The sequence below is a fragment of the Ruegeria meonggei genome, assembly GCF_042768335.1.
Taxonomy (GTDB): Bacteria; Pseudomonadota; Alphaproteobacteria; order Rhodobacterales; family Rhodobacteraceae; genus Ruegeria; species Ruegeria meonggei.
On the sequence record NZ_JAXHBT010000001.1, the window covers coordinates 1,413,776 to 1,426,166 of the forward strand.

9 protein-coding genes and 1 pseudogene are annotated in these 12,391 nt (G+C 55.9%); 4 read left to right on the forward strand and 6 right to left on the reverse strand.

The window, feature by feature from the left end; translation table 11 throughout:
- The first annotated feature begins 19 nt into the window (after positions 1–19).
- The 4 genes from SJY13_RS07015 to SJY13_RS07030 all read left to right on the forward strand — a co-directional run bounded on the left by SJY13_RS07015 (position 20) and on the right by SJY13_RS07030 (position 4,061).
- Positions 20–1,075, forward strand: a complete 1,056-nt coding sequence (locus SJY13_RS07015) for a quaternary amine ABC transporter ATP-binding protein (protein WP_377189414.1) — start codon at positions 20–22, stop codon at positions 1,073–1,075.
- Positions 1,072–2,613 (forward strand): ABC transporter permease, encoded by a 1,542-nt coding sequence (locus tag SJY13_RS07020; protein WP_377189417.1) that lies wholly within the window; start codon positions 1,072–1,074, stop codon positions 2,611–2,613. The genes SJY13_RS07015 and SJY13_RS07020 overlap by 4 nt, the downstream gene beginning before the upstream one ends.
- Positions 2,610–3,329: an alpha/beta fold hydrolase gene (locus SJY13_RS07025; protein ID WP_377189420.1), complete on the forward strand. Its 720-nt coding sequence runs from the start codon at positions 2,610–2,612 to the stop codon at positions 3,327–3,329. The genes SJY13_RS07020 and SJY13_RS07025 overlap by 4 nt, the downstream gene beginning before the upstream one ends.
- A 174-nt stretch (positions 3,330–3,503) precedes the next feature.
- Positions 3,504–4,061 carry an IS5 family transposase gene (locus tag SJY13_RS07030; RefSeq protein WP_377189424.1) on the forward strand — a complete coding sequence of 186 codons (558 nt, stop codon included), beginning with the start codon at positions 3,504–3,506 and terminating at the stop codon, positions 4,059–4,061.
- Between the two features lie 340 nt (positions 4,062–4,401).
- On the opposite strand, the gene SJY13_RS07035 is transcribed toward SJY13_RS07030, so the two are convergent.
- From SJY13_RS07035 to SJY13_RS07060, 6 genes and pseudogenes are all read right to left on the reverse strand, one after another.
- A complete protein-coding gene (locus SJY13_RS07035; protein WP_377189427.1) occupies positions 4,402–5,961 on the reverse strand; it encodes an acetolactate synthase large subunit in 1,560 nt (519 codons plus the stop codon).
- Between the two features lie 122 nt (positions 5,962–6,083).
- Positions 6,084–6,188, reverse strand: a pseudogene (locus tag SJY13_RS07040) (integrase); the annotation flags it as partial.
- Positions 6,189–6,402: 214 nt separating this feature from the next.
- Positions 6,403–7,503, reverse strand: coding sequence for a hypothetical protein (locus SJY13_RS07045; RefSeq protein ID WP_377189430.1), 1,101 nt, complete (start codon positions 7,501–7,503; stop codon positions 6,403–6,405).
- 913 nt (positions 7,504–8,416) lie between these two features.
- Positions 8,417–10,477: an adenylate/guanylate cyclase domain-containing protein gene (locus tag SJY13_RS07050; protein ID WP_377189433.1), complete on the reverse strand. Its 2,061-nt coding sequence runs from the start codon at positions 10,475–10,477 to the stop codon at positions 8,417–8,419.
- 347 nt (positions 10,478–10,824) lie between these two features.
- Positions 10,825–11,991: an MFS transporter gene (locus tag SJY13_RS07055; RefSeq protein WP_377189436.1), complete on the reverse strand. Its 1,167-nt coding sequence runs from the start codon at positions 11,989–11,991 to the stop codon at positions 10,825–10,827.
- Positions 11,979–12,368: a GFA family protein gene (locus tag SJY13_RS07060; protein WP_377189439.1), complete on the reverse strand. Its 390-nt coding sequence runs from the start codon at positions 12,366–12,368 to the stop codon at positions 11,979–11,981. Before SJY13_RS07060 ends, SJY13_RS07055 begins: the two co-directional genes overlap by 13 nt.
- Positions 12,369–12,391 lie beyond the last annotated feature (23 nt).

The following is a 12,391-nucleotide window of genomic DNA, read 5'->3' on the forward strand; positions in this document are numbered from 1 at the left end:
GCTGACCGCTGGGGGACCTATGGGCGACGATACCGTTATCGAAATTTCGAATGTTTGGAAGATTTTCGGAGGCAGGCCCGAGGTCGCGCTGCAGGCGATCCGGGATCAGGGGCTTAGCAAGGCTCAGGTGTTGGCGGACTACAACTGTGTTGTTGGTGTTGCTGATGTCAGCCTGTCGGTCAATCGGGGCGAAATCTTTTGCATTATGGGCCTTTCCGGCAGTGGTAAGTCTACTCTGGTCCGCCATTTCAACCGGCTGCTTGAACCCACTGACGGCAAGATCGAGATTGAAGGCACCGATGTCATGGCCCTGGGGCCAAAAGAGCTTCAGCAGTTTCGCAACAACAAGATTGGCATGGTGTTTCAGAACTTCGCACTTATGCCGCACCGGTCGGTGCTGGATAATGTCGCGATGCCACTGGAAATCCGCCAGGTCAGCAAAAATGAGCGGATGCGTCAGGCCGCCGCCATTCTGGACATTGTAGAGCTTGGCGCCTGGGGATCGAAATTCGCGCATGAGCTGTCAGGCGGCATGCAACAGCGTGTGGGTTTGGCCCGAGCGCTGGCAGCTAACCCGGATGTGTTGTTGATGGACGAACCATTCTCAGCGTTGGACCCGCTGATCCGTCGGCAATTGCAGGATGAATTCATCCGGCTGAGTAAGATCCTGAAGAAGACCACGATTTTTATCACCCATGATTTGGATGAAGCGGTTCGCATCGGCAACCGCATCGCAATCATGCGTGATGGCAAGGTCGTGCAGATTGGAACGGCCGAAGACATTGTCATGAACCCCGCTGACGATTATGTGGCCGATTTTGTTGCGGGCATTTCCCGGCTCAAGGTGGTGCGTGCCCACGCAGTCATGCAGCCCATACCCGAACACATAGCAGCCCATGGCCCGCTGGCGGCCGATGCCCCACGCGTCAACGAGGGTGAAAACCTCAGCACGCTGATCAATCTGGCGATCGACAACAGCAGTGCCATTCTAGTGGAGGACGGCGGCGTTGATGTCGGCGTGATTACCCGTGCCGATCTGCTGCGTACTGTGATCGAAGGGACCGAAGTGTCATGAATACCTCTGATGTGAACCCGCTGGAAGATACCGAAAGCGAAGCCGCCCTGGCCTATGCCGAAGAGCGCCGCGATAACATTCGAACCTTTGTCCGCACCAACCCTGACTACTACATCCGCAATTTCGATAAGATCGGTGCCTCGTCCCGTTTCACGCCGACCTTCAACCTGATGGCGGGGCTGTTTGGTCCGGTGTGGTTTGGCGCGCGCGGGCTGTGGTCATGGGCGCTGCCCTTTCTGATCCTGGAAACAATTGCTTTTGTGCAGATCGCCCGTGGTCTGTTTGGCGATCTTGCTGCTGACGCAATGGCGCGCATCGCTTCGATCGAAGGCACGCTGGAATTGCGCAAACAGCAACTCGCCGCCGCGATCGAGAACCAATCGGACAAGATTGATGTCTATCGCCGCACTGTCGAATCTCTTGAGGATAACATTGGCGGCATCCGTGCCGAGGCCGAGGCGTTAGCCGCCGAAGGCCCCTCAATTGTTTTGACCGGCCTAGTCATCCTGCTGATCGTGAAGGCCGTGCAGTCGCAAGTGGCCAACTGGGCGCTGGAGGCCCGTTTCTCTGACTGGCTGTCGGATCGGTCGATCCGCTCTGCCATGCCGGTATCGCAAATCGTGTTCAGCGCGATCTTCATGGCGCTGATCGTTGCGGCCGCGATGATGCACTACAGTTTCCCGGGCCGGTTTTCGCTCCTCAGCCAATTTCCCACAGACCCGAACCTCCGCCTGACTGGCATCACCTGGGTGGAAGAATTCATCGCATGGTGCGTGCGCAACAGCGAGGGTTTCTTTGATGCTCTGACATTCGGGATCCGCGGGCTGCTCGACGCTCTCGAAGTCATTCTGGTCCAGACGCCGTGGATCGTAATCGCCAGTCTGATCATTTTGCTGACCTGGCTGACCGCAGGGATCAGCACAGCAATCTATTCGGGGGCATTTCTGGCCTATATGGGCTTGTTGGGTTTCTGGGAAGGCGCCATGACCACGCTGGCGTTGTTGGGGACAGCCGCATGTTTGTCGATTGTCATCGGCATACCACTTGGCATGTTCGCCGCCCGCCGCCCAAGGTTTTATGCCTTTATCCAACCCATCATGGATTTCATGCAAACCATGCCCGCATTTGTCTTTATGGTGCCAGTGATCGCTTTTTTTGGCGTCGGCAAACCGGCGGCAGTTGTGGTTACGATGATCTTTGGGGGAACACCGGTGGTGCGCTTGACTGTTCTTGGCCTGCGCGGTGTGCCCGAAAGCGTGCGCGAAGCAGCGATCAGCTTTGGAGCCAACAAGTGGTATCTGCTCACCAAGGTCGACCTGCCGCTCGCAAGCCCGTCGATCCGGGCAGGGATAAACCAGACGATCATGTTGTCGCTGGCGATGGTGGTTGTGGCATCACTGATTGGCGCCAAAGGACTGGGCGAAGATGTGCTTGAGGCCTTGCAATATGCCAATGTGGGTCAGGGCATCCTCGCCGGGTTTGCGATCCTGTTCTGTGCCATGATCCTTGATCGCATCGTGCAGGGCGGGCGCAAATGACGCCGATTGTATTTGTCCATGGATTCTTGGGCGGCAGTCAGCAGTGGCAGAGGCAAGCCGAAGACCTGTCAGGTTTCGATGTCATCGCGCTGGATCTACCAGGATATGGTAAGAATGCACGGCTTGATGCGTTGGACAGTATAGCTGGGTATGCTGACTGGGCGCTAAATGAATTGACGGAGCGCGGTATCCAACAATTCCACCTGATCGGCCACTCGATGGGCGGGATGGTTGTGCAGGAAATGGTCGCCCGCGCACCGGGGCGCATCGCGCGTTTGGTGCTCTATGGCACCGGTGCGTTGGGGGTGTTGCCAGGCCGGTTCGAGACCATAGGAACCTCAAAACGCCGAGCCCGTGCCGACGGACCGCAGGCCACAGCCAGACGAATTGCGGCCTCCTGGTTTCTCGAACGGGAAAAGGACGCAGCATATGAAGATTGCGCCGTGATCGCCGAACAATGCAACTTGCAGTCTATACTCACCGGGCTCGATGCGATGGAAGGCTGGAGTGGGGCGGAACGCTTAGCGGACATCGAAGTCAAAACACTGGTTATCTGGGGTGACAGGGATCGCACCTATCCCTGGAGTCAGACCGAGCAATTGTGGCAATCAATTCCCGACGCCAACCTGGCAGTGATACCAGAGTGCGCCCACGCGACGCATCTGGAAAAACCTGGGCTGTTCAACAGGGTTCTGATCGATTTCTGTGCAGATTGACGAGTATCTGATCTCAATTTTTAGTTCAGAATTCCGTCGACGGGAGCGTGTTGCACAAATTGTTTCTGATGCCTAGCTGGTCCCTCGGATTGGCTGCGGGATGCTGGGACGCCTTTCAAATTCAATGCGTCGCGGCGGGATAAGTTTGCGAAGGTAAAGTACCGTGTGAAGAACTTGGCCGAATACAACGAGGTGCTCAGCCAGCGTGGTGACGTGACGGTCTGGTTTGGCGAGGACGCGGTGTCTGGATGGTGTGCAAGGCGTTCAGGCAAGCGCGGCGGTCAGCCGCGATACTCCGATCTGGCGATCGAGATGTGTCTTACCTTGCGAGTGGTGTTCGGCCTGCCGCTTCGGCAAACTCAGGGCTTTGTGCGCAGTCTGCTGCGGCTCATGGAACTGGATCTCCCCGTGCCGGATTACTCGACGCTCTGCCGTCGTGCGCAAACACTTCTGATCGTGTCTGACATCCGCATGGCCGGTGGCCCGATCACGCTGGTTGTGGACAGCACCGGGTTGCGTGTCCACGGTGGCCGCGACTGGATGCGGGAGGAGCATGGGCTGCCAAAGGCTCGCAGAACATGGCGTAAACTGCATATCGGGTTCGACCCGGAGAGCGGCGAGCTCGTCGCGTCACGCCTAACAACCGAGCATGTCGGATATCCCGGCGCATTGCCTGATCTTCTTGCCGAGGTGTACCGTCCTAAGCACCGTTTCATCGCAGACGGTGCTTAGGACGGTACACCAACCGCCGCAACGATCCGACAGGCTTTCGGTACGGATGTCGAGCTGATCATTCCGCCTCCGAAGAACGCCGTTCCCGGAGAGTGGGCCGCACGCAACGCCCATATTGGGCGATACAAACAAGTCAACGGATCAGAGTTGCGCAGCCGAAAATTGGAGACCCAGACAACCGAAACCAAGGTCGCTGTCAAAGCTCTAAACCGCAGGACTTATCTCGGTTGTGCGACCTGTGAACGAAGCGCATAACGAACCGGGGAAAGGGGCAAATGCGGCCCAAGCGCTATTCGTGCAACGCGTTCTATGGGCCGTCCGTTTCAAAAAGAATTTGTGCTCAAGGTGCTGGCGGGCACACAACTTCGATCAAGGAAGGGCCGCCACATGATAGCCCCGCGGAAAGGGCTTTTACAAAGCCATCGGTGTCTTCAATTCGTGTCCCGGGAACCCCATGCCCTTTGGCGAGCGCAACCCAGTCAAGCGTTGGGTTTTCCACATCAAACATCGCCTCAGCATTCTTGCCAAAACTCTCAACACCGACATTCGCCAGTTCATCCCGAAGGATTTGATAGCCGCGGTTGGCAAATACAATCACCGTAACGTCCAGGCTTTCGCGCGCCATGGTCCACAAAGACTGCAACGTATACATGGCGGATCCATCGCCTGTTAGAGCAATGACCTTTCGGTCTGGACACGCAATGGCTGCACCAGTTGCGCACGGTAGACAAAGCCCTATCGCCCCACCGGTTCCCCCAAGCAAGTCATGTGGTCGCGCGGTTGCGGTCGGAGGAATGACGTGAAACCCGGACGTCACGGATTCATTGCAAACGATAGCATTGTCGGGAATGAGGGCCGCCAACGTCTGGCCGACTTTTGCTAAGGTGAGATCTCCGGTTGGGATTGGAGGCAGGTCGAGAGCGTATGTGTTCAGCTGTGTCTTGCTCGAAACACCAACTGCGTCTGCCAGTGTTTGAAGAGTCCAGGCAATATCATCCGTCGGAGCACACAGACTTGAAACCGTGCAACCGGCGGGCTCGGGTGTGCTCGGTTTCCCCGGGTATGCAAAGAAGGCAACGGGTTGGTCGGTGCCGATCAAAGTGATTGACGATGTCTGTTCAAGCTGAGCGATCTTGGGAGCAATTGGATACACAAGTTGATCCAATTTGGCAGCCCCGGCCCCCTTCGAAATTCGAGGGATTAGAGTATCCGCCAACAGGCGGCATCCGGTTTTGACGGAAATTTTTCCAGCCAGTACACGAAGTGGACCAAAAAGCGCGGACCCACCTATCATCAAAGCCGCGTTTGCAGTCTTCAGACGCATAGCTGCGGCCTCGATGTCTTCCAAGGACGGACAATGAAGTGGTTGGGGCAGAATGCTATTCGTCGCAGGGCCAGTCGCTGCATCCCAAGCAGTATCGGCGGGAAGAACAAGAGTGGCGATCTGGCCGTTTTGAGATCGGGCGGCCTGGATGGCTGCGGCCCCGTCCGATGCGACGCTTGTGGCCTGATCAGAAACTCGTGTCCAATGGCTTATGGCCTGACTTACGCCAATAATGTCGCCTCTGAGTGGGCTTTCATAGCGCAGGTGATGTGTTGCGTGATCTCCCACCACATTCACGATCCCGGACCCCGATTTTCTGGCGTTGTGTAGATTGGCAAATGCGTTGCCTAGCCCCGGTGCAAGATGCAGCAGAGTGCCGGCAACGTCCCGTTTCATGCGGTAGTAGCCATCAGCGGCGCCCGTCGTTCCACCTTCGAACAGGCACAAAACACAGTTCATCTCGGGATGTCGATCGAGAGCCGCAACAAAGTGCATTTCAGACGTGCCTGGATTGGCGAAAACCGTATCGACACCGTTGTGAAGAAAGGTCTTGACTAACAATTCTGCGCCGTTCATTCGATCACCGCCAACTCTGATTTCAACGCACTTTATGGGAGAGACAACCCAAAAGTAACTGAAAAAGCTTGCGATGATGTGCAGGCCGTCGATCGTCATCGATGCCCTCGCCTCGTAAAACTTGCCATGTTGAACAACGCGGGGTCGCGGTGGTTTTCGGCCAGTTCAAGTCGAACTCGGAACGCCCAGACATGCTTAGGTTTTAGCGGCCGCTTCTGACCGACGATACGTCCCTTGTTCTAGGTTGGGCGAAGCACGCGAATGGCAGGTATGTTTGGGTTTCCATGACTGACCCTCCGATCCGCCATGCCCTCCCACAACGACAACCCGACATTGACGAGAGACAATTTCACAGGATGCTGCGTCGCCTCGGAGGTCTGCTGGGAGCCCACTTTAACCGATGCTGTGCTTCCTAGGAATATCGGCTTTACTTTCGTAGGGTTAGAGATTTTCGCTCCCATATTCGAGAATTCTCAACAGTGCATCGGCTCCCTGAGCAAAAAGTGAAACGGTTTCGGCTTTTTCAAGTGGGGATAAATCAGACCACGTTCGCCCCGCGTGCTCCCCTTTCAATATGAGTGCGTCCGCTTCACCCGTCTCGGCGTCGAGCGTCAAGCTAAGCTCCTCAGTTTCCATCTGAACCGAAGGCGCTCCATTCGTTAGTTGAAGAAGGGCCGCAGCCCTTTCCGCCTTTAATTTGGCAATCCGTTCGTCCCGCTCCTCTCCACTGAGTTTCTGAGCTTTTTTGATTCCCGTTCGCCAAGACCGCATCGCCACCAAAATTGCTGCTCCGGCACTGACTGGGAGTAATGGAGGAAACAGAACTGCTGCCATAACGCCAAGACCAACACCCGCGCCCGTCCCGTGAGTGAGTGCTTTGCCGCTGGCCTGTAGTCGCATTCCAATTGGCTTTGTGACGTTGTCTGACACCATTCCGGCCAGCGTCCGCTGCAAATTGGATGCGAGCATTGGAACAGCGTTCGCGCGTTCAAGTGATGTCGAAACACCGTCCTTAAGCGCACCAACCATGTTTGGAACGGCCTCAACGCTATTTTTGGCCCTTTGCAGGGTAGTGTTGGAGGCCGACAAAACGCCTTCGCGAGTACGTTCGAAAAATGTTGCTCTCTTGAACTCCTGTGAGGCCATCGGTGCATATTTGGCAAGCACACTGAGTTCGACCTTGGCCTCGGTAAGCGCAGATTGTTCGATCCGTTCACGCGCAGAAGATGCCAACTGAGCGGCACGATTGATCGAGCTGTAAATCTGGTGCCGTTCGCCTTCGTTGACCGACTTCATTTCGTCTATGTTATCCAACATCGACATAATCGCTAGGAAACTTGGCGCGTGAACCGCATGAAATGCCCTGTTCAATCTCCATGTGTTCGCGTCGCGGAGTAGTGCATCAGATACAAATTTTAGATCCTGATCAAGCGAGCCTGTTGCCCGTTTGAAATCGTAGTCGACCAAAGATCGATTTTCGACTAACAAGGCGAGCTGATCTAGGCTGCGTAACCGTTCGTCGTCAGATGTAAGACCTTGCAATTGGAGAGTTCCTTAACTTCGTTCTTCTTCAAAATACGCAGCCGTACAATGAAATTGAAGTCGACAACCTCTCTTTTTGATAATTTGATACTTGTGAAGAAAGCAGACCTTGGCACCTGCCTGGCGGATGCTCACTTTGCCCCGCGATGTGTGAATTCGATCAGCCCTGGGTTTGTTATGGCCCCGAATGTCCGGAATGCGGGCGGCGGCTGCAGCATTCCGACCGTGTGTCCAAGGTCGGGAATGGGCCGTTCGTATCGACAACGATAATGGGACCCAATTATCGTTGCTGGTTCGCACTCGTAAACTTACCATAACTTAGCTCCGATCCGATCGTTAAAACAGCTCGTCGGGCTCAAAACTTTGCAACAAAACCGGCTATGTCCAGGGCGGTGAGTGACTTCGGGTTGCAATCTGTTTTTAGAGCAAATCCCGAGCCTGCTGTCTCGTGACCGGGCTCTAGGTTTCAGCCAACATATCGGCTTCCACCCAGAACACCCCAGCATGATCTCCCTGACGCAGTAGCCCCTGAACCGTCTCTTGTGAGCCGGCGCAGGGGTTTTGGGTCATGGTCGGTCCATATCGTGGTGATCTGCCCATTATACCGGGTGGCCTTTCAGTTTTGCAGCGCAGCAGTTACCGGCCTTACATCGCAGCCGGACCTAATTCTCCCGCATTCCAGAATTGGTAGCATTCAGCTGGGCCAAGATTGCCACGTGGATAGCCCCCTGCCCCTCTGCTGATGGATCTCGATTTCGGCCCATTCCGGTCATTCGGCGACCGCGTGGTGATGCTGCGGTCGCACCCATTTTCCGGACATTCGCTGCGAGAGCGAAGTCCCCGGCGTGCTGAGCTCACACAACGCGACACTTGTCGGACATTCCCGAAGCCCCTTAACTTAAACGGATGTTTCCTATTGGTTCTTATTGGTGCTTGTAACCGCGCGCCAGCCTTCCTTTGGCGGCCTGTCTAACAGGTCTTGGGCGCGGGCCATCATGGCGATTGAGGCGGGGTCTCCGTTTCGCGCCTGGTCTGCGGCCGCGAATGCGGCAACGGCCTCTTCAAACCGCCCTGTCCGATAATGTGCAAGGCCCTGTTCATAAGCCTCTATCCAGGCAAATGATCCATCACGTGCATCCGCCATTACGATCAGTTCGTAGACCACCAGCTCTTCGACACGTCCAAACACGGTAACCGTGTCCAACTCGCGGACCACGATTGCGTCAGCAGCCTGTCGCCTCGTTTCCGGCCCGACCAGGACCAGCGTTCCATAGTCTTTGTTGGCCCCTTCCAACCGACTGGCAACGTTCACGACATCACCAATCGCGGTGTAGTTCAACCGCTGCTCTGATCCGATATTTCCGACCAGAGCCTCACCGCTGTTCACCCCGATCCTGACGCATAGGGGGTTGCCAGCCTCATCTTTAATTCCGGACGCGCCCACGGCAGCGACAAGGTCCAGCGCTGCGCGGCAGGCATTTTCAGCGTGGTTGGCATCTTTACGCGGCGCCCCCCAAAACGCCATCACGGCATCGCCAATAAACTTGTCGATCGTCCCACCGTTTTGAGTAATGGCCGCAGAGGCCGCGCTGAAGAAGGGCTCCATCAGTTGGACAATCTTTGGGCCAAGTTTTTCGGACAGCCCGGTGAAACCCGTTACATCGCAAAACAACACAGAGATCTGTTTCATTTCTCCGCCCGGCTGTATCTTGATGCCCTCAGCAACCAGCATACGCACGAGATCGGTGGGCACGTATTTTCGGAAAGCGGACAAACCAGCAGCCATGCTCGCGGCTGCCGCAGAAAGATTGGCAAGCTCAGACAGTTTGGAGGGTCTGCGCTCAATGCGTTCGACGTCAAAGCGTTCGATTTTGCCAAGATCTTCGGCGATGCGCGCCAACGGATTTGCGACAATGCTTCGGATCAGCCAGATCGCCAACCCGGTTGCGACGACCACAACACCGATCAATACGTATATAAGGTTTATCAGCGTTTCATCGATGCCCGACAGAAACGCCGCTTCGGGTATGACCGTGGCAACGCGCCAGCCATAAAACCCCAATGGCGTCAGCGCCACCGCATAAGGCACGCCGTCGATGACGACGCGTTTCGTCAACGTGCCCTGGGCATTCGCATGGGGGTCTGCCAACAACCTTTCGCCTGAGATCATGGCAACTTCATAAAGCTTCCCTTCGCCCATGCGCGCTGGGGTAATCTCATCCGCTTCTGCATCAGGTACCGCAATAACTTTGCCGTCAGCGTTCAGAATAAATGCCGCGCCGAATTCGCCGGGCGCAAGCTTGGCAAGAAAACGTGACAAACGATCCGTTTCGATTGCAACGGCCAGAACACCTTGCCGCGTTCGGTTGACGTCTATCGGACCAGCAAAGGCGTAAACGGTTTTTTTACTATCCGGAAGGTCGCGCGTTTCGATCCACCCCGCAGAGCTGAGACCCATGAAGTTTTCAAACCAGGCATGTTCGCGCGGATCATAGGATGTTTCGGTAAAGGTCCGCTCCTCGAACTGAATGTCACCGGGGATAAAGATGTAGCGATCCTTCCGTAGCATCCGGTCGCGGATTCCCTTGTCGATTTCAATCATCTCAAGCCCGCCGTCACCTAGACGGTGCGACGCGAAAAAATTGCCATCGGGCCAGCCAAAGAACATCCATGAGATATTCGGCTGCGCCTGCAATTGCGACAGAAAAACAAACTCGCGCTTGTCGGCCTGTCGCGTCGCGATGACGTTCTGGACAAAGATCGTGCGAACGGCTGCCCAGGCGGCTTCGGCCGACCTAAGCGTTACCCCCAATTCGATACGGACAGTGTTCGCGATCTGGCCGTTGATTTCAGCTGCAAGCATGCGGCTATTGTCGCGCGCAGTCGTCCACCACAGGGAATGGACAATAAAGGTCGACACCCCGATAGACACAGCCACCAGAATTGACACAGCGATGCCCACGCTAAGTCGCACTTAAATCTCCGCCAAATTACTCATATTCTTCAGTATTGAATTGAAATTGCTAGGAGGGCACAACTTTCTTCGACCTATCCCAAAATCTCACGCAACTGTTAGGTAGCAGCAAAGGACTGTGTTGAAGCGGGCGCTTGAACATTGACTACTGTAGCTGACCTTTGCGATTTTGCCAGACGCTGTGTGCAGATGGACGTGCGGCCCTAACCGGACCTTGGACTTACCTTCGAGTTGCTGCGGATGCGCCCGCTTTCCGGACATTCGCTGCCAGTGCAATACGTTTTGCGGGTCGAACTCACAGTCTGCGAACAAAGCTACATTTCGCTGCGGCTGCGCGAAGGGCTGCTTTATCGCGCGTTCGGAGTAGACAGTTGGGACGATACGAGTTTATTCCAGCTCAGAATGATCAGCGCGGTGGCGATACTTTGCGCCACGGCGAAAACGATCATTGCGTTCAGAAGGCCAAACTTGTCCGCCAAAACGCCACTGGCGATGATGGGCAGTGAAAAACCGAAGTAGGCATAGACGAACAGACCAGCCGTCGCACGCGCACGCTCGTTAGGCGCGCGCAGCGAGACCTCAGCAAGTGAGGCAAGATAGGTAAACCCGTAACTTGCGGCACTCGTGATACAGGTTCCCAATAGAACGAGGGTCAGTAGCTTCAGCCAAACCCCGGCCAGAAGGACCAGAAACCCGAGCGGGATTAGGACAAAGCCAAGCGCCAAGGCGCGTTCGTTGGTCATACGCCGCGCAATCGGCTGACACAGAAACCCAACGAAGATCGCGAGAAAAATAACCAACCCGGTCCATCCGCCCAAATCATTTGCCGCCAGTTCTAGCGGCACCACAGCAATGGTCATGCCAGTGGTCGACCATGCCAGAGCCATGGCCGCGCCGAACACCCATGTGCCTGCCGGAAACACCGGGAGGCGCAGCAGGGAGACAGGACGGGGCGTGTCCACGCGCGGTAGAGCCAGAGCGATCACCGCAAGGGCGGGCGCAATGAGAAACAAGACGATGTAACTGACAGGCAACAATGTCGGGCCTTGGAAGCCCAGGCTTATCCCAGTCGCTAATGCTCCGCCACCGAAGCCGAGAGATGTGGCCGAGGTCACGATCAATGCAGCAGTTTTTGCCCGATCAACGCCAAGGATTTCGGTCATGTAGGCAGTTCCGGCGGTCGTCGCGAGACCGGTTCCAACCCCGAGCATAAATCGGGCGATCACGAGGCTGGTCCAGCTCGGCATTTGCACGAGGAGTGCTGTCGCTGCGGCTCCGAGGATCAAAGCGAGCGCAATTGGAACCCGCCGGCCGATCCGGTCAGACAACCCACCCAGCAACAATAAGGTCGGCATCAACCCGCCCACATAGGCCGCGAAAGCAATGGTCACGGCCGTTGCCCCGACATCGCTTTGTGCGGCATAGGCATCATAGAGCGGAGCCTGAAGGTTCACCGCGAAGGTGACGGTGAACAGACTAAGCGCGAGTAACGAAAAAGAGATCAGGTTAGGCATGGGCCTACCTCTGGGTTCCACCACTTCTGTCGCGACCCCTTGTACGAGTGTGTATCCGGCTTGAGCATTTTGAGACCGGGTTTGTCGAAAGTTCCGGTGAGCAATGCCACAACCAGAGCATCGTCAACGGCTCCAATCGTACTGCCGCAGGTCGAACAAAAAGCCCGGGAAGACTTTTCCGATGAACGAAAGAGGGCCGGCCTGCCATCAGGACCGATCCACTCAACGTCTTCCGCGGCAAACTCCACGCATGTTGCGGTTAGAGAGCCCGTGTGACGTTGACACATACGACAGGAACACGTGTGAGGAAATTCGGGACGCCCGATCGTGCGAAACCTGATACGCCCACAGAGACAGCCACCTTCCATTGGATTCATAAATTGGTCCTTTCGAACTGTAA

What these genes read in the sequence shown, in the direction of transcription:
- SJY13_RS07015 (WP_377189414.1), top strand. Translation starts at nt 20, where the DNA reads ATGGGCGACGATACCGTTATCGAAATTTCGAATGTTTGGAAGATTTTC.
- SJY13_RS07020 (WP_377189417.1), top strand. Translation starts at nt 1,072, where the DNA reads ATGAATACCTCTGATGTGAACCCGCTGGAAGATACCGAAAGCGAAGCC.
- SJY13_RS07025 (WP_377189420.1), top strand. Translation starts at nt 2,610, where the DNA reads ATGACGCCGATTGTATTTGTCCATGGATTCTTGGGCGGCAGTCAGCAG.
- SJY13_RS07035 (WP_377189427.1), bottom strand. Translation starts at nt 5,961, where the DNA reads ATGAACGGCGCAGAATTGTTAGTCAAGACCTTTCTTCACAACGGTGTC.
- SJY13_RS07055 (WP_377189436.1), bottom strand. Translation starts at nt 11,991, where the DNA reads ATGCCTAACCTGATCTCTTTTTCGTTACTCGCGCTTAGTCTGTTCACC.
- SJY13_RS07060 (WP_377189439.1), bottom strand. Translation starts at nt 12,368, where the DNA reads ATGAATCCAATGGAAGGTGGCTGTCTCTGTGGGCGTATCAGGTTTCGC.